Raw genomic sequence first — 26,954 nt, 5'->3', positions numbered from 1 at the left:
ACAACTCTTTGTTTCTCATCAATAATACTCATACAAGCGTCAATTTTTTTACTTGATACATCAAGTCCTACAGCATACTTTAAATTCATAACTCTTTGATTTTTAGATAAACAAAAAATTACAGTAGACTTTGCTCATTTTTTATACAGCATCTTTCTATTAAAGCAAGTGCTTAAGTACTATTGTGACTATAATGTAATTAAAACCAAGTAGATTACCCTAGTGTATGCAATATCATCTATGATGTATTTCGCCCCGATAGTATTTTGCAACTTGGTTTTGTTTATCAATTATTACTATTTCAAAGATAAATAATTCATATTTTTAAATCTTAACAAAGATATGAGCCCTGATGGGAGCGGCACCATGTAGAGCGGACAGCAGGAACAGGGAAACCAAGAAAGCCCAAACCATTCGCTTCCAATTATTTACAGTAAAAACCGCAATTGTTAATAATTTTTGTTGATAAAATTTTGATATTACTATTGATTATCTAACTTTGTTGTTATGCAGATAGAAAAACACATATCCGACTTATTATATCGTTATCAGTGCGTTACTGTTCCTGGCTTTGGTGCGTTTTTAACCGAAACTATGTCCGCTCACGTTACTGGAAGCGCAAGTTCGTTTTTTCCACCTAAAAAGGTGGTTTCGTTTAATGCGAATGTAAAAAACAATGATGGTTTATTGGCAAATCATGTGGCATTACAAGAAAAAATATCCTACGAATTAGCGGTAATCAAAATTGGTGATGTGGTGAACGAATGGACGTATTTGTTACAAAACCGCAATCGTGTGGTGTTGAAAAACATTGGTGAGATTTCGGTAAATAATGAAATGAATTGGGTTTTTGAACCAGCTAATACTGTTAATTACTTAACGGATTCTTTTGGATTAACTCCTTTTGTTTCTCCAGAAATTACAAGAGAAGTTTTAAAACAAGAAGTAGAAGCTTTAGAAGAAAAAGCACCAATTATTTTTACTCCTGAAAGAAAGAAAGATTACTCGTATTTAAAATATGCTGCTATTTTTGTGGTGATGTTGGGCGCTGGTGGTTTTGGATATAAAACGTATTACGATCAACAAATTGAGACTAAAACTTTAGCGGTTCAGAAAAACGTACAAGAAAAAGTACAACAACAAATTCAAGAAGCAACTTTTGTAATTAGCGCTCCGGTTGAAGCCGTTGAATTAAGTGTAGCTGCTCCGGTTGAAGAAAAAATGCCTTATCATTTGGTAGCTGGTGCTTATAGAAGTGAAGTGAATGCTAACAAAGCTATTGCCGAATTAAAAGCCGCTGGTTTTGAAAATGCTAAGATGCTTCCTATAAACAAACACAATTTATATCCTGTGGTTTATGGAAGTTTCAAAAACTTAAACGAGGCTCAAACTGAAAGAAAAAACATTCAAAAATCGCACAATGCGGAAGCTTGGTTGTTAATCGAATAAAAATTTAACACTTTGCGTAATAATTATTGAAATCCCAATTTTGGGATTTTTTTTTGCATTTAATTTTAAAATTCCTCTTTATCTTTGCAAAAAAAACAATGCAACCAAAATTCCCTTCAGAATCATTAACTACTTTAACCGATGTGGTATTACCAGGTGAAACCAACCCATTAAACAACTTATTTGGTGGTGAACTTTTAGCCCGTATGGATAGAGCTGCAAGTATATCAGCTCGAAGACACTCACGTAGAATTTGTGTAACGGCATCTGTGAATCACGTGGCGTTTAACAGAGCTATTCCGTTAGGAAGTGTAGTTACTGTTGAATCAAAAGTTTCCAGAACATTCAACACTTCAATGGAAATTTTTATTGATGTTTGGATTGAAGACCGTGAATCAGGAATTAAAAATAAAGCGAACGAAGCGATTTATACTTTTGTAGCAGTAGATGAAACGGGAAGACCAATTCCTGTTCCACCAATTGTTCCAGAAACAGATTTGGAAAAAGAACGATTTGCCGCAGCATTAAGAAGAAAACAACTAAGCTTAGTCTTAGCCGGAAAAATGAAACCAAGCGAAGCAACGGAATTAAAAGCGTTGTTTATGGAATAATAAAAAGAAAGCCTACTTTATGAGTAGGCTTTCTTTTTAATTGGCATTTTCTAAGGCATATTCGGGATAGGTTTCTTTTAAATAGTCTTCTGCTTTCCTAGGAACTTCAATTAAAATAATATATTCTATTAAAGCCATTGCAACTATTAAAAAACTTATGATAAAAATACCATAAGGATTATCCATTACTTTTTCAGAATGAATAATAATTTGAATGGGTAAATAGGTTATTCCAACCAAAGAAGAACGTCCTAATATAATTTCTTTAAGCAACCATTTTTTATTGGTTAATTGACTTGCTTTTTTGTTTTTTCTTGAAAAGTAAATAATGGAAAAATAGAAACTCAAAACAATTATTCCAAAAATAAGAAGTACCACATCTGCTTTAAAAAGTAAACTTTTTAAAAAAAAGAATGTTGAGCCAACAATTCCAGCAGTTATAATAATTTTAGGAATTGTAAAAAAAGCCTTGAAATGTTTCCAAATAATTAAATTATACTTTTTATTAAGTGCTAATTGTCTTTGTTCCACCACATCCATAAACCCAAAAACGCCAAACTTTTTAAACTCAATTTGCAACGCATCTTCAAATGAGATTTTTGGATTTTCTTCCCATTGTGCTTCAATAGAATTAGCCAAATGATCGACTAACTCGGTTTGTAAATCGTACCATTCAACATAATGTTGACGGGTGAATTGGTAAAGACGGTCTATTTGTTCTGGTTTGAGTTTCATAATACAAACTGTTTTTTGTAAGTATTGAATTTATAAACCTCCTTAATGAAATATAGAAGATAAGCTATCATAACATAACTAAACAATGTCAATGTAATTATTGAAGGCGTTTCATCTTCATGTTGGTTCATAAAAAACATTTGCAAATAGTAGATAATAGCTAATAAACCGCCTAATTTTTCCAGAACAAAAAATCTTTGTTTTAAAATTAAATGAAAATAGATAAGTTGAAAAAATGCTAGAATCATCATGACTACAAAGAAAAGATTTCTAATAGTAAATGATTCAGAAAAATAATTTGTTATCTCAATATTTTCATAGAAAAAATAAAAAGAAAGACCAGTCATAATCATTACTGGGTGCATCAAAAACTTCAGGAAATTTAAAATCGTATCTTTTGAATAGACCGACCAAAATTTATTCCCTTTCAAGATTTCTTTTTTATTCACCACCATATAACTTTTGAAAGCATCGTAAAAATCTAGATTTTCCGTTTGCATTTTTTGTTCTATTGCGGTTGCTACATGGTCAAGCATTTCTATTCGAATGTCGTAATAAATGACTTCGCTGTTTTTTAGATAATTGTCTATGAATTTTATGTTTTCAGCCGTTAACTTCATCTTAATAACTCAATTTAGGATTTACAATTGTTTGCATGTTTTTGATGAATTCTTCTAATTCAGCTAAACGGTTTACGGTTTCTGTAGTGCCTTTTTCGGTAAGTTTATAGTACTTTCTTAAGCGATTGTCTACTTTTTCCACCTCAACATCTAGCAAACCTTCGGCTTCTAATTTGTGTAAAGCAGGATACAAAGCGCCTTCGGTGATGTTCAATTCTCCCTTTGTAATTTCTTTTACTTTCTGCGTAATTTCATAACCATACATTCGGTGTTGCTCTTCTAAAAGCTTCATAATGATGGTGTTTAAACTACCTTTATATAATTGTGAATTTTTCATAAATCTAAAATTTCAAAACAAATATATACATAATTTTCTTATGCATAATAGTCTTAAGTATATTTTTTTGACCTCTATTTTCTAAATTCTATCTTCTATTTTCTTGATAAATAGTATTTTTGTAAAAAATAAAATACCATGTCATCATTTTATAAATTAAGCATTAAAGAAATCATCAAAGAAACAGCCGATGCGGTTTCGATTCTTTTTAATGTTCCCGACGAATTAAAATCGTATTACCAATTCGTTGCAGGACAATATGTAAACTTAAAAATTACACTTGACGGACAAGAAATTAGAAGAGCGTATTCGATTTGTTCTTCTCCAAAAAGTGGCGAATTACGAATTGCCGTTAAAGCCATCCAAGGCGGATTCTTCTCCAAGTTTGCCAATGAAAAATTAGCGGTTGGAAATATAATCGAAGTAGGAACTCCAGAAGGGAAATTCACTTTCGAACCTAAAGCAGAACGTCAGAAAAACTATGCAGCTTTTGTGGCGGGTAGTGGAATTACGCCTGTTTACTCAATTTTAAAATCGGTTTTAGAAGAAGAACCAAACAGTACTTTTGTTTTGGTTTACGGAAATAAATCAGAAAAAGATACCATTTTCCACAATCAATTACACGATTTGCAATTGCAATATGTTGGACGTTTATTTGTACAATATGTTTATAGCCAATCAACGGCTGACAATGCTTTGTTTGGCCGAATTGATAAATCAACGGTAAATTTCATCTTGAAAAACAAACATGCTGAAATGGAATTTTCAAAATTCTATTTATGCGGACCTGAAGAGATGATCAATTTGGTTTCGGATACATTGAAAGAAAATAATATTGCGAGTTCAGATATTAAATTTGAATTATTCTCTACCTCATCAAACGAAGGAGAAACCGTTGCAAACGCTGATGGTCACACTAAAATTTCCATTTTAGTTGATGATGAAGAAACGACTTTCGAAATGAGTCAAAAGCAAACTTTATTAGAAGCGGCGTTGAAACAAGGTTTAGATGTTCCCTATTCTTGTCAAGGTGGGATTTGTAGCAGTTGTATTTGTAGAATTACAGAAGGTGAAGCGGTCTTGAAAAAGAATCAAATTTTAACCGATGCCGAAATTGCAGAAGGATTAACATTAGCTTGTCAGGCGCATCCAACAACAGCTACAATTAAGATTGATTTTGATGATGTTTAATGGTTTTTAAACTCTGATGGAGTTTTACCCGTAGCTTTCTTAAAAGCAGTATTGAAAGAAGATTTAGAATGAAATCCCGCCATATTTGCTATTGTTTCAATAGTGAAATTGAAGGTTTCTTTTTGTACTAAAAGTTGTTTTGCTTCTTCAATTCGATAAGAATTAATGTAGGTTGCAAAATTCATTTCGTACTTAGAGTTTAAGAAAAGTGACAAATATTTTTCATTACTTCCAATTTTCTTAGCCAACTGATTCAAAGTAAGTTTGGCATCTAAAAAGGGTTTTTCTTCTTTCATTATGATGCCTAACTTTTCTTCTAATCCTTCAAAAAATGGCGCATAATTTTCTGATTCTTTAGCTTCCTTTTGCTCTTGCACAACTTCAAAATCCAATTTTTCTTGTTTCCAACTGATGTAACCCACATAAATAAAATAAGCTGCAGAGTATAATTCGAAAGATAATTTTAAAAATTTAGGTAAAATCCCTGTTAGACTTATTAATAACAAGACCATAAAAATTACATAACCTAAAATAAAGTGAAGCAATTTATCAGGGTGAATTCCAGGCGAAGTGGTGTCCAATTGTTTTTCTCTTTTATACCTTTTAAATACAGAAATGGATAAAAATAGATAATAAATACTCAACAAGGGAAACACGAAAAGCAGTGCCAAATAATTGGAATATGTCAATACTTTTTCGCTCATTTCTTTCATAAAAAGATTCTTTTTCGAATCCATATATAAAAAGGAAAATGCATTAATAAAGAAAAGCAAAAACACCACATAAAAATGTTTTACATTTCTGCTTTGACGAATTCCGGCCAAAAAAACACTATAAAGATAAATCGTAGGTGGAATTGCAAGTAGGAAAACAAAGAAAAGTAACATAATTACCTCAGAAATCTTCTCAGGAAGCCAAGTTAGCTTTTCAGTTGCCAAAAAGAAACACGAAATAGCAAAAGCCCAAAGTAAAAAATACAATCCTAAAAACTGCGAAGTCTTATTTTGCTTGCCATTTCCCCTAAATAAAAAGAGAAATGCTAACACAAAAGCAGTTAAAATAGGAAGTAGTAATGACATTAAATTAGGCTGTATTTTAGGTTAATTAATGTTTAAATATACGGAATTTGTACAAATTCACGGAATACAAACATATAGTATTTTCTTATCATTTTCAACAGAAGTAGTTTTGACCTGCATCAAAATACAAATGATTATGAAAAAAATTTTATTAACTATTATCGTTTTTTACACGATTCAATCTTTTGCTCAAGTTGGAATTGGAACAACTAATCCACATGCAAGTTCCATTTTAGATCTAACTAGTACAACCCAAGGATTTCTTGTGCCAAGATTAACCACAGCACAACGTGATGCTATTGCTTCACCAGCTAATGGATTAATGATTTACAACACCTCTATTAATTGTTTTCAATATTACAAAAGTTCTGCTTGGAATTCACTTTGTGACGCAACCATTTCGATTTTAAATTGTGCTGGAGTAACAGAAAGTGCAGGCGCTGTTGGTGTGAGTTATTCTGGCAATGCCACTATTCCATACTCTGGAGGAAATGGGGGTTCATATCCTTCAGGTTTTCCAATTGCTTCAACGGGAGTTACAGGATTAACCGCAACTTTACAAGCGGGAACGCTAACCAACGGAACTGGAAATTTAACTTATGTCATTTCGGGAATACCAACTTCAAGCGGAACGGCTAATTTTGCTATTTCATTTGGAGGATTAAGTTGTTCTTTTTCTATAACTGTTGACGGTCCTACTATTGCTTCTCTTCCTTGTATTGCTCCTTTCACAGTTACACCTGCCGGAAATGGAGTTGCAGGTTTACCCTATAATAAAACAGTAACCGTTCCTTACACTGGTGGAAATGGCGTGGCTTATTCCGCTGGAACACCTATTGCTTCAACAGGAGTAACAGGATTAACAGCAACTTTAAACGCAGGAACATTAGCTACTGGAGCAGGGAATTTCACTTTTACGGTAACTGGTAATCCCGACCCTTTTGTCTCTGCATCAACAACAGCCACCGCAACATTTCCATTTACATTTGATGGCAAGAGTTGTAGTTTCACTATAACTATCAACAAAGCTAGCATTGCACCTATAACCTGTTCAACAGCCGTTGTGGAAAGTCCAACAACTGGAATTAATGGTTCACCTTATACTGGAACTATTACCGTAACCTATCCTGCTGGCGGAAATGGTGGTGGTTATGATGCTCAAAGTATTCCTTCAACAGGAGTAACAGGATTAATCGCAACAATTGCTGCTGGATTTACAAATCCTGCTGGCGGGACATTAGTTTTTAATGTTAGCGGAACACCTTCTGGAACAGGTAATGCTCGTTTTAATTTAAGTAATTTTATAACAAATCTAGGTTGTTCTGGCGCAGATGTTCAAATTGTGATTAGTGGAAGTCCAACAGTGACCGGTTTGAATTGTAGTGGAGCGATTCATTCTCCTGCAACAGCAACTCAGTTTAGTTTATATTCTGGTACAACCACGTTACCTTATACAGGTGGAAATGGTGTAGCTTATCCAACCCAAACCATAAACTCAACTGGAGTTTTAGGATTAACCGCAACTTTAACACCTGGAACTTTGGCTTCAGGAAATGGAAACTTAAGTTTTACGATAACAGGAACTCCTACTTACTCAGGATTAGCAAGTTTTCCCATCACATTTGGAGGACAAACTTGTGTGTTTTCAATTCGTGTGAACGGAAGAGTAATTTCGATAAAATATATTGATGGAAGTGCTTATAATGCTACGTCTCCATTTGGACAACAAACGGTTCCACAAAATTATGGCCCAACGGGAATTTTTAATACCATTGGTGGAATATTACATGATGATTACGTTACCATTTTTAACGGTGGAATTTCTCCATTAACGATGCGAAATACAATTGACATTGCGGCTTGTGGACCCAACAAAACTGCAGGTTCAAGAAGCTTAGCCGATTGTCAAAGAATTCGAGATTATGTGGCTTTGGGCGGAATTGCAATTATTACTTTGGATGCGAATGATGCAAATGCCATTACCACTTCAAACAATTATCATACTGCCTTTGGAGGCACAGGAACTTTTATTGCAGGAGCAAATCCGACGACGGTAAATTCAACTATTCCATTAAGTAGCAGTTATTGGAGCACCGCAAATGCAGGTGTAGCATTATTAGGAACAGGCGTTAGTGCCGAATTTAATGGTACAACTTACACTTTACCGATTGGCGCTCAAGTGTTGGCAACATATCCAAGTGGTAAACCCGCTATTTGGACCTGTGGTGAAGGCAATAGAGCGTTATTCATTTGCGATAATGGATTCCTGTCAAGCGCTAATTTCACAACGATTGGTGTTGAAACTGACCAAGAGAAGTTTTTCCACAATTTATTGAAAAATTATATTTTAGTTCATTTAGGATTTTGATGCAAAAAACCTATAACTAAAAAGAAAGGAGCTACTTCAGCTCCTTTTCTATTTTTTCTATAATTGTATTGGGTAAAATCGTTCGCATCACATCTTCATAACCTTCTACCTTTTTGTTTCCATAAATGGATGTTGGTAATAATGGATATTTTTCTCTATCCGAAGTCAAACAATAATCGTCAGGTTGATTGAACGGTTTAAAACCTGCATAAGGATGAGTGGCACCCCAAAGTGTAATGACTTTAACGCCCAACATAGCTGCAATGTGCGCATTTCCTGAATCCATGGAAAGCATGGTATCTAAATTGGAAATCACTTCTAACTCTTGTTTGAATTTTAATTTTCCAGCTAAAACAATTACATTTTCGTGTTGGTTTTGTAATTGATTCAACAACTGAATTTCTTTCTCACCTCCACCAAATAAGAAGATTTTATGATTTTTATTTTCTGCTAAACCATCAATTACTTCTTGCATTAAATCGATTGGATACACTTTACTTTCATATTGAGCAAAAGGCGCAATTCCAATCCAATTTTGATTTTTAATTCCAGTTATGGAAAGAATTTCTTGAGATAAAATCGCTTTTTCAGGAAATTGAGGATTCGCTAAATCAACTGAAAATCCAAGCTGTTTGAAAGTATCTACATGTCTTTCGACCATTGATTTTACTGGAGCAAAAACTTTGTTGGTTAAATTGGTTAAGGCTTTCTTGTCAGCTCTTCCTTTATCGGTTGCGGCGACTTTTTTTCCGCTTAACGCGAATAATGTTCGGACAACTTTAGAACGAAGTACATTGTGTAAATCGGCAACTGCATCAATGTTCAATTTTCGTAAATCGGAAAATAATCGAAGTAATCCGACAAAACCTTTGTGTCGTTCTTTCAAATCCACACCAAAGAAATTCACATTTGGAATTCCATCAAAAAAAGGCTGAAAAAAAGGTCGGGAAACTACTGTGATTTTTACTTCGGGATATTGCAAAACTAAGGCTCTCAACACTGGAACTGTCATAGCAACATCACCCATAGCTGAGAGCCTTATTACCAATATGTGTTTTGGTTTAGACATCAATTTGACGACTATTTTTTATTCTGATACAATACTGGATTTAACTCCTCGTCGTTGTACATTTTCATTTGTTTGTACACTTTCATGTATTTGTCACCCGCTTCAATATCTTCAATTAACTGACTGATTGAAGTAAACATATCGTTCTTTTGGTCTAACAATACATTTAATTTTTCTTGACATTTTGCTCTGTGTTCCGCCGTTGCTTCTGCACGAGTTGCCTCTTCGTTCATGTGGTAAATTTTCAAAGCCAAAATCGATAAACGGTCAATTGCCCAAGCTGGACTTTCCGTATTGATTTTTGCATTTGGTTTTACTTGAACGTCTTTGTATTTATCTAAGAAATAACTATCGATGTATTCCACCATATCCGTACGAACTTGGTTGGAAGCATCAATTTTACGTTTTAAATCTAAAGCTGCAACCGGGTCAATATTTGGATCACGAACGATATCTTCATAATGCCATTGCACGGTGTCTACCCAGTTTTTTGCAAATAACAAATATTCAATAGTTCCTTTTTCGAAAGGATTTACAACTGGTTGATACACATCGTCAATGATGTGATATGCTTTGATACTTTGTTCAAAAATGGGAAATGCAAATTCAGCAAACATAATTATCTCTTTTAAATTGATACAAAAATAGCGATTTTTTGTACTTTTATCCTGAATTACAAAAAATAAAATCGATGCACATTCATTATATCTCCGAACAAAACAGTATTCTTAATCATTTTTTAGCGCAAATTCGCGATGTGAACATCCAAAATGACAGTATGCGTTTTCGAAAAAATATTGAGCGTATTGGAGAAATAATGGCTTACGAATTAAGTAAAACACTTGATTACAAAAACATCGATGTGCAAACACCACTTGGTATCAAACACACTACAACCATTGCAGAACCCGTTGTTCTATGTTCGATTTTACGTGCTGGTTTAGCTTTACATCAAGGTTTCATGAGCTTTTTTGACAACGCAGAAAACGGATTTGTCTCGGCTTACCGTCATCATTATGACAACGATGATAAGTTTGAAATTTTAGTAGAGTATCAAGCAGCTCCATCATTCGAAGGAAAAAATTTGATCTTAATTGATCCAATGTTGGCTACTGGACAATCATTGGTAGCTGTACTTCACAAATTACATTTGGAACAAAAACCAAAAGAAATTCACATTGCTGTTGTTATTGCAACACCTGAAGGAATTGAATACTTAGAAAAAAACGTTCCAGAAAATTGTCACTTATGGGTAGCTGCCTTAGATGAAAAATTGAACGAACATAACTACATTGTTCCAGGTTTAGGCGATGCTGGAGATTTGGCTTACGGAATTAAATTATAATTGCATTGTAAAGAAGAAAATTCCCAAACCTAATAATGCGTAGACCACAATTTCTTTTACCCAATTGTTCTCAATTTTCTCAATAAAATTAGCGCCCATCACAGCTAAAGGTCCGAAACAAAATGCTAAACATCCATTATTTTTATTGGCTGAAAGCACATAAATTCCAACTCCAAGAATAAAAGAAAACAAAATCGTTTTGTGTGAGGATTGCATATTTAATGCCTTATTTGGCAAGTCAAAAACATGAGTTACAAAGAAAAACAAACTTATTGAGGTAAATAAAGCTAAAGCAATTCGTTGGTAAACATTTTCGAAATAATAAAAATCAAAACTGATATACGTTTTATCTAACAGTGTACTCAATAGTGTATTGTCTAGAATACTATTCGCAAGAAAGAACAAAATGGTTACGGCGAACAAAGCGATGAAAGGAATAATCCAATTTCGGTAATCTTTTGAAACGTGAAGAATAACCGCAATAAAAACCAAAATGATATAAAAAATACTCCAAAAGTGAAATAATGCTGCTAAGAAAATCCAAAATGAAGCATCAAAAATTTTCTCTTTTGTTTGAAGTAAAGATTTTAAAGAAATTAATCTTCTTAAAGCCAAAAGCAATAGAAAGTTGGAAATAATGATGTTTTTATTCTGGAAAATCGAAGAGAAGAACAAAAGAAAAACAAAAAACAACAATAAAGCATAGTTATTTCCTTTTGTCAATCCGTTCTTAAGCGTAATGAAATTTAAAATGAATAATGAAGCAAAAAGAAGCACATATAAACCAAACTCTTCAGCATAATAAATCCAATCGGCATTAGGTTGTGCTAACGCAATTATCTTTACAGAAAAGAAAAAAAGCGATAAAATACCTACTACTAAATAATTAAATGGTCTTGTTTTACTAAAAATGCTTGCTAACATCCGAATATTTTATATTTTTGTGGTGTAAATATAATACTTTATCAAAATGAAATCATTTTTTGACGGAATTGCTAGTCTTTTTGTTGACTTTTTGTTTGTTCCAATGGATATGTTGGCTAAGTTAGAATTAACTAACTGGTGGGCAGCTAATATTCTTAATTGGATTTTTATTATTATTTGTGGTGCAGCAATGGTGTATTGGATTAAACAATTGAACATCTTCAAAGCAAATAATGAAGATGAGCAAGATACAACTGCACACTCATTTTTAAAATAATCTTAAGATATTAGCAAGGATTATAAATCCTTACCAATATCGTTTCTAAAATACATCTTATCAAATTGTAGTTTTGCTATACTTTGATAAGATTTTTTTATGGCTTCTTGAAAGTCATTTCCATACGAAGTTACCGCAATAACTCGACCTCCGTTAGTCACTATTTTTCCGTTCTCTAATTTTGTTCCCGCATGAAATGGAATAGAATCGGTGATGTTTTCCAATCCAAAAATTTCTTTTCCTTTTTCGTAATCTTCAGGATAACCACCTGAAACAACCATAATCGTTGTAGCGGCTCTCTCATCAATTTCCAAAGTAATTTTATCTAATTCTTGATTTGCGATGGCTTCAAAAATTTCAACTAAATCACTTTTTAATCTTGGCATTACCACTTCCGTTTCTGGATCGCCCATTCGAACGTTATATTCGATAACCATTGGTTCGCCTTTCACGTTGATTAAACCGATAAAAACAAATCCTTTATATTCGATTCCGTCTTTTTGTAAACCTGCGATGGTTGGTTTTACAATTCGAGTTTCGATTTTTTCTAATAAAACTGCATCGGCAAATGGAACTGGAGATACAGCGCCCATTCCACCTGTATTTAATCCAGTATCGCCTTCTCCGATTCGTTTGTAATCTTTTGCTGTTGGTAGTACTTTATATGATTTTCCGTCAGTTAAAACGAAACAACTTAATTCAATTCCGTCTAAGAATTCTTCGATTACTACTTTTGAACTTGCTTGTCCAAATTTAGCACCCACTAACATATTTCGTAATTCCGTTTTCGCTTCTTCTAAATCAGATAAAATTAAAACGCCTTTCCCAGCGGCTAATCCGTCTGCTTTTAAAACGTATGGCGCTTCTAAAGTTTCTAAAAATTTACAACCTTGCTCTACGGTTTCTTTAGTGAAACTTTCGTAACGAGCGGTTGGAATGTTGTGTTTTACTAAAAATTCTTTAGCAAATTCTTTACTACCTTCTAATTGTGCTCCCACTTTTGATGGTCCAATTACAGGAATATGATTGATTTCAGCATCATTTTTGAAGAAATCATAAATTCCTAACACCAATGGATCTTCTGGTCCTACGACAACCATTTCTACTTTTTCTTGTAAAACAAAAGCTTTAACGACATCAAAATCATTCGGATTCAAATCCACATTTTTTGCGATGTTTGCTGTTCCTGCATTTCCAGGAGCAACAAAAAGAGATGTACATTTTGAAGATTGAAGCATTTTCCAAGCCAGTGCGTGTTCGCGACCGCCAGAACCAAGTAGTAAAATAGTCATTTTGTGTGTTGTTATGTTGTTTGGCAAAAGTACTATTTCTTAAGAAGAAAGAAAAAAGAAAAAAGAAGAAAGATTATTTTCAGATTTATTACTTTTGGATAAATTCCAACGAATGTTCAACTTGTTTCATCTTTCTTTAAAATTAAGCGGTTTTCCGATTGTGAAAGCTCAGGCTGATTTTGAGAAAATTCTACAAATTTCAGAGGCAGATTATCCCAATTATCTCGAAACTAAAAAGCGAGAAATTGTAGAATTTCATTTGAAAAACAATGCTTTTTATCAAAATTTAGTTGGGAAAAATTCATTTAAGAATTGGGATGATTTACCCGTTCTGACCAAAAAAGATTTACAAAAACCATTAAAAGATAGACTTTCCAAAGGTTATACTGAGAAAACTGTTTTCGTGAATAAAACTTCGGGTTCGAGTGGTGATCCATTTGTTTTTGCTAAGGATAAAGAAGCGCATGCTATTACTTGGGCTTCGATTATTCATCGTTTTGGTTGGTATGGTGTTGATTTTAATTCGTCGTATCAAGCGCGTTTTTATGGAATTCCGTTGGATTTTATTGGGTACAGAAAAGAACGTTTGAAAGACTTTTTAAGCAAAAGATATCGTTTCCCAATTTTTGATTTATCGGACAAAGTTTTAGATGGTGTTTTGGAACATTTTAAAACGAAAAAGTTTGATTACATCAATGGTTACACGAGTTCGATTGTGCTTTTTGGAAAATATTTACAAGCACGAAATATCATTTTAACCGATGTTTGTCCGACGTTGAAAGTTTGTATGGTGACTTCGGAAATGTTGTTTGAAGAAGACAAAATCTTGCTTGAAAAACATTTGGGAATTCCCGTTGTAAATGAATATGGTGCTTCGGAGTTGGATTTGATTGCTTTTCAAAATCCAAAAGACGAATGGCAAGTGAATTCAGAAACCTTATTTGTGGAAATTTTAGATGAAAATAATCAACCGGTTCCATATGGAAAAGAAGGAAAAGTGGTAATTACTTCGTTGTACAATAAAGCGCATCCGTTTATTCGTTATGAAATTGGTGATGTGGGAATTTTGGATGAAAAAAGCACATTGAAAAAACCAATCCTTAAAAAATTAATTGGAAGAACCAGCGATGTAGCACTTTTACCAAGCGGGAAAAAATCGCCTGGATTAACATTTTACTACGTAACTAAAAGCATTATTGAAGACGATGGAAACGTAAAAGAATTCATTGTGCGTCAAACGAAATTGGATAGTTTTGAAATTGATTATGTGAGTTCGGTAGAATTGACTTCGGAACAAATTCAGGAAATTGAAAAAGCGATTGCCAAATATTTAGAACCTGGATTGCATTTCACTTACAATAGAAAAGAAGTTTTGGAACGCACAAAAAGAGGAAAATTGAAGCAATTTCAATCAAATTTATAGTTCATTTGTCAGTTTGAGCGAAGTCGAAAACTAATTTCTATACTTCATAAAACCGCGATACATCCAATGTAACATATAATATGCGGATTGGAAAATATTGAGCTTTTCAACTTCTCTATAAAATTGCCATTGGTATTTAATTAAATCCGATTTTTTTCTGGAAAGCGAATTTTCTCTGATTCGGTAAATCGCTTGCGTTTCTTGGATTCCGTGTGCGAAAGGAATTACTTTTAAATAGTTCAACCACAATCCCATATCTTGACGTTTTCGGATGAGTGGCATATATTTTTTACCTAACTTTTTAATATCCAAAAATGCCGTTAAACAACTTATGGAATTGGATTTTAAAATATCGGTATACGAAACTTTCTGTGGTACAATAAAATCAGAATAGACAAATTCTAATTGTTCATTGGCTCTTCTGTAAGATGAAAATACGAATGGAATTCCGGTTTCTTGAATGGTTTTGATGTTGTTTTCTATGAAGGTTGGGAACCAAATATCATCGGCATCAATAAACGTCATATAATCTCCAGACGCTTTTTCAATTCCTGTATTTCGAGCTACTGCTGGTCCTAAATTTTGACTTAACTTATAAAATTGGATGCGATTATCCTTTTGGAGTATCGATAAAACTACATTTTCCGTTTCATCAGACGAACCATCATCTACGATAATCATTTCCCAGTTTGAATAGGTTTGATTTTGTACTGATTGAATGGTTTCGGCAATAAATTTTGCAGAATTATAGGAAGGTGTAATTATGGAAACTAAAGCATCATTCATTAGTAAGCTTTTTTCTCTCCTTTAATGGCGTTTACTACTGTTGCAAAAATAATTTTAATATCTAACAAAATAGACCAGTTTTCTAGATAGAAAATATCATATTTAACTCTGTTAATGATGTCTTTTTCTGTTTCTACCTCTCCTCTAAATCCATTGGTTTGTGCTAAACCTGTAATCCCAGGTTTAATGAAATGTCGCACCATAAATTTATCTACAGTTTTAGCATACATTTCTGTATGGCTTACCATGTGAGGTCTTGGTCCAACAACCGACATGTCTCCTAATAAAACATTAAAAAACTGAGGTAGTTCATCAATACTTGTTTTACGAATAAACTTACCTATTTTAGTAATTCTTGGATCGTTTTTTTGAACTTGTTCAACATCTGCGATAGGGTTCAAATGCATCGAACGAAATTTATAACAATAAAATTCTTCGTAGTTTAATCCATTTCGTTTTTGTTTAAAAAATATTGGTCCTTTTGATTCAAATAAAATCAACAAGGCTATCAAAGGTGTCAACCATGATAGTAGTCCAATAATAATTAACAAAGAAAAAACAACATCAAATACTCTTTTTAATCGTTTATTTACTTCTTTGTCTAATGGTATTGTTCTTAACGAGATAATTGGGATATAATCGTAATATTCGACCGCTAAATTTCTTAAAAAAGTATTTTTACTATCTGGTAAAAATTTAATCGTTTTTAAATTGTTATCTGCAAAATGAATTAAATTATCAATTTCCCTATTTGTAAGGGTATTAATAGAGGCGTATATTTCATCTATTTTATGAGTAATTACGTAGTCATTACTCTCTAAAAGTTCAGTTTTCTTATTTCCTTTTAAATCAAAAATATGGACAAGATTGTATCCATAATCCGGATTGTTGGTAAAAAAATCCTTTAGTTCATCAACACTCTTACCATGTCCAACTATGATTACGTTCCTATGATTTCCACCATATAAAAGGCGATACTTTTTGAGTAAAATAAAAATTGAAAATTTCAATAACCCGACTAAAAGAAACGACCAAAGGATATATCGTCCAACTTCTTCTGTTGTTACATATTTATATTTGTATCCAACATAAGCAAAAGTAATTAAGCTTATAAAGAAAAACTGCTTTAATAATTTTCCAAAAATTTCAATTCCTTTAGTAAAGCGATAAACCTCATAATATCCTGAATAATAAGATATTATTAGCCAAAACACGGTTAGAATTGAGTGATAACCAAAATTACTCATAGCCGAACGCATACACAATAATACCAATAGATTTACAATAACTAAATCTAAAAATATTATTATGGGCCTAATATAGACTGAGTATCTTCCGGTTTTATTTTTCAATTAGTGAATGAATTTTGTAAAATCTTTGTGTTCTTCTTTTAATAATTCTTCTGTTGACAAGGTCTTAAAATAATCATACGTAATTTTCATGCCTTCGGATCTTGAAACTTTTGCTTCCCAACCTAAAATTTCTTTTGCTTTTGTAGTATCAGGTTGTCTTTGCATCGGGTCGTTAACTGGCAATGGATGATATACTACTTTTTGATTTGTACCTGTAAGTTTGATAATTTCTTCTGCAAAATCTTTAATAGTGATTTCATCAGGATTCCCAATATTTACAGGTAAATGATAATCAGAATGTAATAATCTGAAAATACCTTCAACTTGGTCATCCACATAACAAAAAGAACGCGTTTGACTTCCATCGCCAAAAATAGTTAAATCTTCACCACGCAATGCTTGTCCAATAAAAGCTGGAATTACACGACCATCGTTTAATCGCATTCTTGGTCCATAAGTATTAAAAATTCTAACGATTCTAGTTTCTACACCATGAAAAGTATGATAAGCCATAGTTATCGATTCTTGAAAACGTTTGGCTTCGTCATAAACGCCACGAGGTCCAATGGTGTTTACATTTCCATAATATTCTTCTGTTTGTGGATGAACCAATGGATCTCCGTAAACTTCAGATGTGGAAGCAATTAAAATTCTTGCTTTTTTTACACGAGCCAAACCTAATAAATTATGCGTTCCTAGAGAACCAACTTTTAGGGTTTGAATTGGAATTTTTAAATAATCAATTGGACTAGCTGGAGAAGCAAAGTGTAAAATATAATCTAATTTACCAGGAACGTGAACAAATTTTGTGATATCATGATGATAAAACTCAAAATTTTGAAGTTTAAAAAGATGTTCAATATTTTTTAAATCTCCTGTAATTAAATTATCCATTCCAATTACAAAATAACCTTCTTTTATAAATCGATCACAAAGATGAGAGCCAAGAAAACCTGCCGCACCTGTTATTAATATTCTTTTCATTTTTATTCTTTTTCTAATTTTATTCTGGTTTTTACATTAAAAAGACAATATAATAACATAAAAAACAAAACGCCTCGCTGTCTCCACAAGAAAGATTCTGTCAAAAATAAGCTTATCATTAAAACTGCAAAAGCAATATGCATAAAATCTTTAGTACCAAAGGCTTTTTTTGTGTTTATGTACAAAATAATCAGTAATAGTAAGAATCCAACTACACCTAACTCAGCAAAATTTTGCACATACTGATTGTGAAAATTAAAAGTTCCGTAGCCCGAGTACAAATTATACTGTTTTTCCTTTTCTAATAATTTATTTAAGGAAGCATTAAGGCCAAATCCTTTCCAAAAAATAGCATCTTCCTCTAAAAATTCAGTAAACATTCTAAATTGATAAACTCGAAAAGCAGTTCCAGGAAAATAATCCGATGGGTGAAATTGTTCTTTGGTCCAAGCATCAGCAATACTAATGTTGTTGATTCCTTCGCTTTTATTTAGCGCTACATTGTGTGAAATACTTTTGTCAGAATTAGTTCTAAATTCAACCAAAAAGCGTTCTTTAATTTTACTAAAAGATACTATAAACCCTAATAAAATTAATATAATGGTAAGATTTCGTAATCTAAGACGATTAGCAATTTTTGAATAGAAAAAAACCTGAATTAGAATTAATAAAACTAAAACTAAAATAATATTTTTAGAGGATAAAAGAATTACAAAAACAAACAATAAGATACTTGCAACTTGTTCCCACTTTGTTTTGTGTTCTTTAATAAAAAAATAAAAGAATGCAATTGAAACATATACCGAAACGTGAATAGCATTTAATAATCTAGGTACTAATCCTGTATCCGTTTCATTGTCTGGTCCGTGATAAAAGAAAACGCTTGTCTCCTTGGTTATTAAAAACCGAATTAAAGCTCGAATTAAAAAGAACACAACGTAAATCAACATTGTGTAACTGTAATATTTTAAAATCTTATCTTTTTGCTCTTTAGTAAAAGTAGGAATTAACATAAAAGCGATAGGAAGCAGTAGTAATGCGATTTCTTTTGGAATAGCACTAAGGGTTCTTTTTAAGTCGATAGACCAAAAATAGGAAACACACATCCAAACAAACAACAGAATTGGAATCAAAAAAGTAACCGACAAAACGAACTTATTTTTTCTTACATATAAAAGCGACGATAAAAAAAAGACCCCTAATAAAATATTATTAACTGCCATTGAAATTGGCAAAGTAATTAACAATAATAAAAAAGGAATAAACGCTGTGTTTTGTCTATTTTCCTCTAAAAGTTCCTTCCAAACATTGCTGAAAAAGCTGTAAATATTGTTCATTTATTTTCTCCCAATTAAAAGCTGAAGCTATTGCATTATAGTTATTCTCTACAAACTGCAAGTTATTACTTTTTTTGATTGCATTTAAGATTTTTTTAACCTCTTCGGCAGATGTAAAATAAAAAGCATTTTCTTTTAATACGCCTTTGTTGAAATCGTTGTTATGAGCTGCAATTAAAGCCTTAGATGCCATAGCTTCTAGTAATGACGGATTGGTTCCTCCAACGGTGTGCCCGTGAAAGTACAGATTGGAATAATATCGTAGATTATTCAAATGGTCTAAATTATAAACCGCTCCTAAAAATCGAATATGAGAAAAGGCTTCAAATTTATTTTTTAAATAAGTTCCGTATTTAGTGTTGTGATTTCCAATTACTAAAATTGGTGTTTTATCTTCTGCCATAGCAACTCCTTCAAGCACCATATCCAAGTTATTTTCAGGCTCAAAACGGGCCATAATCATGTTGAAATTTTCTTTTTCGACTTGATATTCTTTTAAAATTTCAGGATTGGGATTGTTAAAATTGTGAGCGCCGTAGGCAATATAAGTGCTTTCTTTTTGATACTTTTCCTTGATATATTTTTGAATTCCAATAGAATCTGCAATTAAATAATCGCTCTTTTTTACCGCTAACCGTTCTGCTATTTGAAGTGCTTTTTGTACTTTTTTTGAATATTTAGTGCGTTTCCATTCTAAACCATCCATATTGGTAATTACAATAGCGTTTTTTGGATGTAAAGAAAACCACACAGAGCTACTGGTATAGCCTAATTGAAGAATAATATCAAAATCTCTTTTTCTGGCGTCTCTAATGCAATTTAAGTCATAAATAAACTGACCAACAGTTCCTATTTTATTTTCAGGATCATAGCAATGCACAATATTCACACCTCTGAATTCCTTTTCTTGATAAGGATGACTATGGGAATTATAAACATACACCTCATGTCCTTGACTTGCGGCATAAGTGGCGAAAAATTCTGCAAACTGCTCAAAACCCCCATAGTGATTAGGGATTCCGCGCGTTCCTAAAACTCCAATTTTCATTTAGATTTTTTTAACAAAAGCAAATATAAAACTTTTAAGGTATTAAATTCTAAATCCTCAATCTAATAGGACTTTTTCAATTTTAGAAACATATTTTTGAATAGAGAATTCCTCAATGGCCCTTAAGTAACCTTGTTCTCCCATTTCTGTTCTCAATTGCTTATCATTAACTAATAACTCTATTGCATTAGTCAACTCCTTAACATTGTTTGGTTCTATTAAAAAACCTGTCTCTTTATGTTTAATTATTTCTGTTAGACCTCCATGATTTGATGCGATCACGGGTTTTTTTGCTAACATAGCCTCTACTGCGACTAATCCAAAAGACTCAGGCTCTGTTGATGGCACAACAGCTATGTCAACAGCTTTCCAAATTCTGTCCATTTGATTATTAAATGGTATAAAAAGTACGTTATTATCAAGTTTTTTTTCTTTTATTATTGTTTTTAAATCATCAATATAAAATTCCTGATTTTCTACTGATGACCCAATAAATAAAACTTTATATAGCTTTTTATCTAATCCTTCAATAGCATTTAATACTAATTTATGCCCTTTTAGTCTATTAATTCTTCCAACCAAAGCAATTACAATTTCTTCTTTAACTTTAAAACAATCCCTTCTAATTAAATTAATTTCATCATAAGAAATGTCTTCTTTAGGCATTTCTAAACCATTATGAATAATACAAAAACTATTATAATTTACAACATTATTGAATGAGTTCCAGAAATCAGCTGTTGCGTTTGAATTGTAAATAGTAAAAAAATTACTTTTTCTGTTTAATAGAAATCTAAAAACTTTTGAAACTATTTTTGGTGATTCTACTATTTCATGAACGTGCCAAATATGTTTCATGCCTTTTTTTCTTGCATAAATAAACCCTAATAAAACAGCCAAAGTGTTTGAATAAATCAAATCAAACTGATGTATTTCATTTAAATGATTTAAAATTGAAAAACCTTGCTTTAATTGTTTTAAAAATCCAATAAAACTCTGAGGCTTAAACATTTTTCTGTGTAACTTTATAACAGGGGCTATATGAACCTCAATTTTTTCCTTTTCTAATTCAATTTTCAAAGGTCCTTCATTAGGCAACACAACAATAGGATGAAATTTTTGCTTATTAATGTGTTTCATTAATAATAACAAAGTTCTATCTGAACCATAAAGTTCAGCAGATTGATGAACAAAAAGTACATTTTTCATTATTTCAAAAATTATGTTTTTTTATTAACCAAAAGTGTATCAAAACTCAACAATCCACCAAGAATAAAAATTACTGCATCAATAGGAATATAAATTCCAGTAATAATCAAAGATGTGAAAACATAAAAAACACCAATACTAACAATAATTCTATCTACAAAATAAGCCTCTTCTGATTTTTTTTTAGTATAAATTTTTAAGTATAATTTGATTAAAAAAATAAAGTATAGAATCAAACCTACAAAACCTGTTTTATACAAAACAAAAACATAGCCATTATGTATTCTTGAAATATACTTCATGTCTTGCTCTCCTACAGGCGCCTTAAATTTTAAATTAATTAAAGATCCATAACCTGTTCCAAAAAAATAACTTGTAGGATTTTCATTCATTAATTCAAGAGCTCTTTTAGCTTCATACCCGCGCCAGTGATCCCATAACTCTTTATGATTTTCCCTATCTATTTTTGTTTCGAAAATTTCTTCTGGAGCAATCTTTATTTTGTATAAAAACGCTTCCACTCCTTTGGCATTTCGGTCAATTTTAACTGAAAATAAATAAGCATATAATAACCCAATCAATAAAAATGCAAATCCTATGAATTTTAAGGTTCCTGTCGTAATTTTAGCATACCCGAGCATTGAAAAACCTACTAAAAAGAAGGCTACCAACATAGTTCTGGAAAAATACAAATAAATCGATAAAAGAAAAACTACAACCAATACATAATACCATCTTCTATCTTCTACAATTGGTTTACCTAAAAAGTGTTTGAAAAACAAAAGAATATATAAAGCAAAAATTTCAATGAAATTATCCAATCCAAAATCACCTCTTAATTCATGTATCGAATTAGATCTAAAATCTCCTAGTATAAATATTCCAAATAAATGTAAAAAAGCAGTAAAAGCAGCAATAAAAACAATTGCTTTTAAGAAAAGAAACATATCGTTTTGCTTCTTAATTAAGACGTAGCTTAAGACCAGAACAACGATAGGTTTTAAAAAATAAGTAATATCTTTAATCGTGGCAGACAGCGGATAAAAATCTAGTAAATATCCTAGAAACCCAACAAGAAAAATGGATAATAAAGGAAGAATTGTTTTAAAAAAACGTAAAGAAATACTAGTCTTACTAATAAAAACGACTGTAACTAAACTAACAAACTGAATAGCAAAATTTAACTTGTAAGAAGGCAAATAAAGTTCGCACAACAAAACAAGTGTAAATAACGTTATTGGGATGTGTTTTTTTGCAATCAAATTCTAGTATTTAGCTCCCAAATATAAAGCTATTTCACAAAATATATTGCTAAAAATTATACAATTACTTTTTAAGATATATATTTGTAGCTATTAAATTTTTAACCCGAGATGAAAAAAGCGTTAATTACCGGAATTAATGGGCAGGATGGTTCGTATTTGGCCGAGTTATTATTAGAAAAAGGATACGAAGTTCACGGAATCATAAGAAGAAGTTCTACTTTTAATACCGAAAGAATTGAGCATTTATATATAGAGTCTCTAATCAGAGACTTACATAAAGATAAAAAAATCAACCTTCATTATGGCGACATGACTGATTCAACAAGTCTAATTCGCTTAGTGCAACAAATAAAACCAGACGAAATTTACAATTTGGCAGCACAATCGCATGTAAAAGTGTCTTTTGATATGCCAGAATATACCGCAGAAACCGATGCGGTTGGTACGTTACGTTTGTTAGAAGCCATCAGAATTTGTGGGTTAACCGAAACAACAAAAATTTACCAAGCTTCTACTTCTGAATTATACGGAAAAGTGCAAGAAGTACCTCAAAAAGAGACTACTCCTTTTTACCCACGCTCTCCTTATGGTGTAGCTAAAATTTATGCATTTTGGATTACCAAAAATTACCGTGAATCTTACGGGATGTTCGCTGTAAACGGAATTTTATTCAACCACGAATCAGAGCGTAGAGGGGAAACTTTCGTTACAAGAAAAATCACGCTTTCAGCTTCAAGAATTAAACACGGATTACAAGAGAAATTATATTTAGGAAACCTTAATGCTATGCGTGATTGGGGTTATGCTAAAGATTACGTAGAATGTATGTGGTTAATGCTACAACAACAACAACCAGAAGATTATGTAATTGCAACAGGGGTTCAATATTCGGTGCGTTACTTCTGTGAACTAGCTTTTAGAGAAGCTGGAATTGAGCTAGAATGGCAAGGTGAAAATGAAAATGAAAAAGGAATTTGCAAAGCTACTGGAAAAGTAATTATTGAAGTTGATCCTAACTATTACAGACCTGCTGAAGTAGAAAGTTTATTAGGAGATCCTACAAAAGCAAGAACGCAATTGGGTTGGAATCCAAGTCGTACTTCTATCGAAGAACTAGTTAAAATCATGATGCAACACGATTTAAACTATGTAGTTCGTTTTAAAGACAGAGATTCATTGAAAAGATACGAATAACTAAAATTTCCATATGAAAATATTAGTTACAGGCGGTAATGGCATGGTGGGCAGAAATATTTTGGAACATCCAAAAGCAAATCAGCACATCTTATTATCACCATCAAGTGCTGAACTGAATTTACGAGATTATAACGCAGTTGATGCTTATCTAAAAAAACACCAACCTGATTTTATTATCCATTCCGCAGGTTTAGTTGGCGGAATTCAAGCCAACATGGCAAGACCTGTAGATTTCCTAGTTTTCAATTTAGACATGGGAAGAAACATAATCATGGCGGCTAAAGAAAACGGAATCAAAGGATTTATGAATATGGCCAGTTCTTGTATGTATCCGCGTGAAGCACAAAATCCATTGCAAGAAGAATTAATTTTAAAAGGTGAATTAGAACCTACAAATGAAGGGTATGCTATTGCAAAAGTTGTCGCTACTCGTTTGTGCGAATACATAGTTAAAGAAAATCCAAAATTGCAATACAAAACTGTTATTCCATGCAATTTATATGGAAAATACGATAAGTTTTCACCTGAACATTCACACATGGTTCCGGCAGTAATAAAGAAAATTTATGAAGCCAAACAAAACAACGCTACTGAAATTGATATTTGGGGCGATGGTTTAGCCAGAAGAGAATTCATGTACACAGGAGATTTGGCCGACTTTGTATTTTATGCTTTAGAAAAATTTGACCAAATGCCACAAAACATCAACGTGGGATTAGGATTTGATTATACCATAAATGAATACTATCAAACTATTGCTAACGTAATTGGATTTGAAGGAAAATTTGTTCACGATTTGTCTAAACCAATCGGAATGAAACAAAAATTAATTGATGATACGAAACTAAGACAATTTGGTTGGCAACATCAAACCTCCTTAGAAGAAGGAATTAAAAAAACAGTTGAATACTTTAAAACATCGGTTTTACATGATTAAATATCCATTAGCATCCTCAACTTGGGATGAAAAAGAAATAGAAGCCATCAATGGTGTTATCGCAAAAGATATGTACACTATGGGCGAAGGCGTAAAACAATTTGAAGACGATTTTGCAAAATTTGTCAATTCAAAATACGCGGTTATGGTAAATTCGGGCTCATCTGCTAATTTAATTGCAGTTGCCGCAATGTTTTATACTAAAAATCCAAAATTAAAAAGAGGCGACGAAGTTATTGTACCAGCCGTTTCTTGGTCAACCACTTATTATCCACTATACCAATATGGATTAAAATTGAAGTTTGTAGATGTAGATTTACACACGTTAAATTTCGACTTAGACCAATTGAAACTAGCCGTTTCCGATAACACAAAAATAATTTTAGCGGTAAATCTTTTGGGTAACCCAAATAATTTTGATGCTATAAAAGAAATCATTGGTTCTAGAGACATTATCTTAATGGAAGATAACTGTGAATCGATGGGGGCTGAATTCAAAGGAAAACAAACGGGAACTTTTGGTTTAGTTGGCACTTTTTCTACTTTCTTTTCGCATCACATGGCTACCATGGAAGGTGGTTTAATTGTAACCGATGACGAAGAAATGTATCATGTAATGGTTTGCTTAAGAGCGCATGGCTGGACACGTCATTTACCAAAAGAAAATAAAATTTCTAACAAAAGTGATAATTGGTTCGAAGAATCATTCCGTTTTTTATTACCAGGTTACAATGTGCGACCTGTTGAAATGAGTGGTGTAATTGGTGTGGAACAATTAAAAAAATTACCTTCCTTCTTAGACCAAAGAAGAAAAAATGCTGAATTATTTGTTTCTTTATTTAGAGATAATAAAGATTTCTATATTCAAAAAGACATCGACAACAGCAGTTGGTTTGGATTTAGTTTTATCATTAAACCCGAATCAACACTAAATCGTTTAGATATTGTAAAAGCGTTAGAAGAAAATCACATCGATTGTCGTCCAATTGTTACAGGAGATTTTACTAAAAACGAAGTATTAAAATACTTTGATTGTGAAATTTTTGGTGAAATGAAAAACGCACAATACTTAGACAAAAAAGGTTTCTTTGTTGGAAATCACCAAATTGATTTAACGGAAGAAATTAAGCATTTACATCGAGTGTTAACCTCTTTGTAATTAAAATTTTTACTCATGAAACAATTTACTTTGGTTAAAACCAATTTCAATCACCATGTTTCTATGGACTTGTATTATGAGTTTGAAGCTAGAATTATAAATAAACCCAACTGGGAAATAATAAATGGAGTGGGAAGCATTCAAGCGCGAGTGCTTCGCCAACTTCTTAAGTTTATTCCGCCGATTCAACTACCCATTAAAAAGCATAAAAACTATGTGGTAATTGGGTATCAAAAAGAAAAGTTTTTTCCTTATTTTCATTTCAATGCCGATTTAAAAGTGCTTTGGATGTATGATGCCTGGGAACCTTTGTTTGATGAGATTGAAAAAACCATAAGAGCTTATAAAATTAATTTGGTTTTCACAGCAAGTAAGCAATCGGCAGATTATTTCAACACTTTAAATATTCCAAATTTTCAATCACATTGGATACCAGAAGGAATTGATGTTACCCAATATCAATTTATTCCCTACCATGAAAGAACTACCGATATATTACAACTAGGTAGAAAATGGAATGAATATCACGAAAAAATTAAAATCGTTGAAAACGATTTAGTTTACCAATACGAAAAAAAAGCGGGACAAATTATTTTTCCAACCCGCGAAGAATTTTTGTTTGGTTTAGCCAATTCTAAAATTTCAATTTGTGTTCCTTCCAATATTACACATCCAAAAGTTACTGGTTATATTTCAACTATTACCAATCGTTTTTTACAATCGATGGCGTCTAGATGTTTAATTTTAGGCAAACTACCATACGATATGCTTCATTTGTTTGATTACAATCCGATAATTGAAATTGACGAAGAAAATCCTGTGACACAAATCGAAACGATTTTAGCTAATTTTGATACGTATATCCCACTTATAGAAAAAAATTATGAAGTTGTAAAAAACTTCCACAATTGGGACAATAGAGTTACTCAAATTGAAAATTTTATTCTCAATTCTAAATAG

The 26,954-nt window shown here is 32.2% G+C and carries 26 protein-coding genes; 11 read left to right on the top strand and 15 right to left on the bottom strand.

The features are described 5' to 3' along the window. Nucleotides 1-507 precede the first annotated feature (507 nt). The gene (locus BP92_RS0107345; protein ID WP_026725475.1) at nt 508-1,449 is read left to right on the top strand and encodes an HU domain-containing protein; all 942 of its coding nucleotides are present in this window, start codon (nt 508-510) and stop codon (nt 1,447-1,449) included. A 98-nt stretch (nt 1,450-1,547) separates the two neighbouring features. Next, the gene (locus BP92_RS0107340) at nt 1,548-2,060 is read left to right on the top strand and encodes an acyl-CoA thioesterase (protein ID WP_026725474.1); all 513 of its coding nucleotides are present in this window, start codon (nt 1,548-1,550) and stop codon (nt 2,058-2,060) included. Between the two features lie 36 nt (nt 2,061-2,096). Here BP92_RS0107340 and BP92_RS0107335 read toward each other — a convergent pair whose 3' ends face one another. Genes BP92_RS0107335 through BP92_RS0107325 form a run of 3 tightly spaced genes read right to left on the bottom strand, consistent with a single transcriptional unit; the run spans nt 2,097 to nt 3,752 of the window. Continuing rightward, nucleotides 2,097-2,795, bottom strand: a complete 699-nt coding sequence (locus BP92_RS0107335; RefSeq protein ID WP_026725473.1) for a hypothetical protein — start codon at nt 2,793-2,795, stop codon at nt 2,097-2,099. Continuing rightward, a complete protein-coding gene (locus BP92_RS0107330; RefSeq protein ID WP_026725472.1) occupies nt 2,792-3,415 on the bottom strand; it encodes a hypothetical protein in 624 nt (207 codons plus the stop codon). Before BP92_RS0107330 ends, BP92_RS0107335 begins: the two co-directional genes overlap by 4 nt. A gap of 1 nt (nt 3,416) precedes the next feature. Next, a complete protein-coding gene (locus BP92_RS0107325) occupies nt 3,417-3,752 on the bottom strand; it encodes a PadR family transcriptional regulator (RefSeq protein ID WP_026725471.1) in 336 nt (111 codons plus the stop codon). 138 nt (nt 3,753-3,890) lie between these two features. Here BP92_RS0107325 and BP92_RS0107320 point away from each other — a divergent pair, with 138 nt between their 5' ends. Further along, the gene (locus BP92_RS0107320) at nt 3,891-4,943 is read left to right on the top strand and encodes a ferredoxin--NADP reductase (protein WP_026725470.1); all 1,053 of its coding nucleotides are present in this window, start codon (nt 3,891-3,893) and stop codon (nt 4,941-4,943) included. On the opposite strand, the gene BP92_RS16720 is transcribed toward BP92_RS0107320, so the two are convergent. Further along, nucleotides 4,940-6,022 (bottom strand): helix-turn-helix domain-containing protein, encoded by a 1,083-nt coding sequence (locus BP92_RS16720; protein WP_026725469.1) that lies wholly within the window; start codon nt 6,020-6,022, stop codon nt 4,940-4,942. The genes BP92_RS0107320 and BP92_RS16720 overlap by 4 nt on opposite strands. 136 nt (nt 6,023-6,158) lie before the next feature. On the opposite strand from BP92_RS16720, the gene BP92_RS0107310 reads away from it, so the two are divergent. After that, nucleotides 6,159-8,390 (top strand): hypothetical protein, encoded by a 2,232-nt coding sequence (locus BP92_RS0107310; RefSeq protein ID WP_150111886.1) that lies wholly within the window; start codon nt 6,159-6,161, stop codon nt 8,388-8,390. Nucleotides 8,391-8,421: 31 nt separating this feature from the next. Here the strand turns inward: BP92_RS0107310 and BP92_RS0107305 are convergent, their stop codons facing one another. Next, entirely contained in the window at nt 8,422-9,459 is a 1,038-nt protein-coding gene (locus BP92_RS0107305; RefSeq protein WP_026725467.1) for a glycosyltransferase family 9 protein, read from the bottom strand. Nucleotides 9,460-9,470: 11 nt separating this feature from the next. Continuing rightward, a complete protein-coding gene (locus tag BP92_RS0107300) occupies nt 9,471-10,076 on the bottom strand; it encodes a DUF4254 domain-containing protein (RefSeq protein WP_026725466.1) in 606 nt (201 codons plus the stop codon). A gap of 74 nt (nt 10,077-10,150) precedes the next feature. Here BP92_RS0107300 and upp point away from each other — a divergent pair, with 74 nt between their 5' ends. Beyond that, a complete protein-coding gene (gene upp, locus BP92_RS0107295) occupies nt 10,151-10,804 on the top strand; it encodes a uracil phosphoribosyltransferase (protein ID WP_026725465.1) in 654 nt (217 codons plus the stop codon). Here upp and BP92_RS0107290 read toward each other — a convergent pair. Further along, nucleotides 10,799-11,728, bottom strand: a complete 930-nt coding sequence (locus BP92_RS0107290) for a DUF6427 family protein (RefSeq protein WP_026725464.1) — start codon at nt 11,726-11,728, stop codon at nt 10,799-10,801. The genes upp and BP92_RS0107290 overlap by 6 nt on opposite strands. A gap of 46 nt (nt 11,729-11,774) precedes the next feature. On the opposite strand from BP92_RS0107290, the gene BP92_RS0107285 reads away from it, so the two are divergent. Then, nucleotides 11,775-12,005, top strand: coding sequence for a DUF6341 family protein (locus tag BP92_RS0107285; protein ID WP_026725463.1), 231 nt, complete (start codon nt 11,775-11,777; stop codon nt 12,003-12,005). 20 nt (nt 12,006-12,025) lie between these two features. Here the strand turns inward: BP92_RS0107285 and purD are convergent, their stop codons facing one another. Beyond that, nucleotides 12,026-13,297 (bottom strand): phosphoribosylamine--glycine ligase, encoded by a 1,272-nt coding sequence (purD, locus tag BP92_RS0107280; RefSeq protein WP_026725462.1) that lies wholly within the window; start codon nt 13,295-13,297, stop codon nt 12,026-12,028. Nucleotides 13,298-13,409: 112 nt separating this feature from the next. Between purD and BP92_RS0107275 the strand changes: the two genes are divergently transcribed. Next, nucleotides 13,410-14,720 (top strand): phenylacetate--CoA ligase family protein, encoded by a 1,311-nt coding sequence (locus BP92_RS0107275; RefSeq protein ID WP_026725461.1) that lies wholly within the window; start codon nt 13,410-13,412, stop codon nt 14,718-14,720. Nucleotides 14,721-14,750: 30 nt separating this feature from the next. Here the strand turns inward: BP92_RS0107275 and BP92_RS0107270 are convergent, their stop codons facing one another. The 7 genes from BP92_RS0107270 to BP92_RS0107240 are packed head-to-tail and all read right to left on the bottom strand — an operon-like array spanning nt 14,751 to nt 22,383. Next, the gene (locus BP92_RS0107270) at nt 14,751-15,506 is read right to left on the bottom strand and encodes a glycosyltransferase family 2 protein (protein ID WP_026725460.1); all 756 of its coding nucleotides are present in this window, start codon (nt 15,504-15,506) and stop codon (nt 14,751-14,753) included. Then, nucleotides 15,506-16,858 (bottom strand): exopolysaccharide biosynthesis polyprenyl glycosylphosphotransferase, encoded by a 1,353-nt coding sequence (locus BP92_RS0107265; protein WP_026725459.1) that lies wholly within the window; start codon nt 16,856-16,858, stop codon nt 15,506-15,508. The genes BP92_RS0107270 and BP92_RS0107265 overlap by 1 nt, the downstream gene beginning before the upstream one ends. After that, nucleotides 16,859-17,842 (bottom strand): UDP-glucuronic acid decarboxylase family protein, encoded by a 984-nt coding sequence (locus BP92_RS0107260; RefSeq protein ID WP_026725458.1) that lies wholly within the window; start codon nt 17,840-17,842, stop codon nt 16,859-16,861. Between the two features lie 2 nt (nt 17,843-17,844). After that, nucleotides 17,845-19,179 carry an O-antigen ligase family protein gene (locus BP92_RS0107255; RefSeq protein ID WP_026725457.1) on the bottom strand — a complete coding sequence of 445 codons (1,335 nt, stop codon included), beginning with the start codon at nt 19,177-19,179 and terminating at the stop codon, nt 17,845-17,847. Then, entirely contained in the window at nt 19,121-20,227 is a 1,107-nt protein-coding gene (locus tag BP92_RS0107250) for a DUF1972 domain-containing protein (protein ID WP_026725456.1), read from the bottom strand. The genes BP92_RS0107255 and BP92_RS0107250 overlap by 59 nt, the downstream gene beginning before the upstream one ends. 57 nt (nt 20,228-20,284) lie before the next feature. Beyond that, nucleotides 20,285-21,436, bottom strand: a complete 1,152-nt coding sequence (locus tag BP92_RS0107245) for a glycosyltransferase family 4 protein (protein WP_026725455.1) — start codon at nt 21,434-21,436, stop codon at nt 20,285-20,287. A gap of 11 nt (nt 21,437-21,447) precedes the next feature. Then, nucleotides 21,448-22,383 carry an O-antigen ligase family protein gene (locus BP92_RS0107240; RefSeq protein ID WP_150111885.1) on the bottom strand — a complete coding sequence of 312 codons (936 nt, stop codon included), beginning with the start codon at nt 22,381-22,383 and terminating at the stop codon, nt 21,448-21,450. A gap of 426 nt (nt 22,384-22,809) precedes the next feature. Here BP92_RS0107240 and gmd point away from each other — a divergent pair, with 426 nt between their 5' ends. Genes gmd through BP92_RS0107220 form a run of 4 tightly spaced genes read left to right on the top strand, consistent with a single transcriptional unit; the run spans nt 22,810 to nt 26,954 of the window. Continuing rightward, nucleotides 22,810-23,895, top strand: a complete 1,086-nt coding sequence (gene gmd / locus BP92_RS0107235; RefSeq protein WP_026725453.1) for a GDP-mannose 4,6-dehydratase — start codon at nt 22,810-22,812, stop codon at nt 23,893-23,895. A 13-nt stretch (nt 23,896-23,908) separates the two neighbouring features. Further along, nucleotides 23,909-24,835: a GDP-L-fucose synthase family protein gene (locus BP92_RS0107230; protein ID WP_026725452.1), complete on the top strand. Its 927-nt coding sequence runs from the start codon at nt 23,909-23,911 to the stop codon at nt 24,833-24,835. After that, nucleotides 24,828-25,994, top strand: a complete 1,167-nt coding sequence (locus tag BP92_RS0107225) for a DegT/DnrJ/EryC1/StrS family aminotransferase (RefSeq protein WP_026725451.1) — start codon at nt 24,828-24,830, stop codon at nt 25,992-25,994. Before BP92_RS0107230 ends, BP92_RS0107225 begins: the two co-directional genes overlap by 8 nt. A gap of 15 nt (nt 25,995-26,009) precedes the next feature. Beyond that, nucleotides 26,010-26,954 (top strand): hypothetical protein, encoded by a 945-nt coding sequence (locus BP92_RS0107220; RefSeq protein ID WP_026725450.1) that lies wholly within the window; start codon nt 26,010-26,012, stop codon nt 26,952-26,954.

Source organism: Flavobacterium sasangense DSM 21067 (genome assembly GCF_000686885.1).
Taxonomy (GTDB): Bacteria; Bacteroidota; Bacteroidia; order Flavobacteriales; family Flavobacteriaceae; genus Flavobacterium; species Flavobacterium sasangense.
Note: the sequence above shows the minus strand (reverse complement) of the source record. Positions and strands in the feature narration are given on the sequence as shown.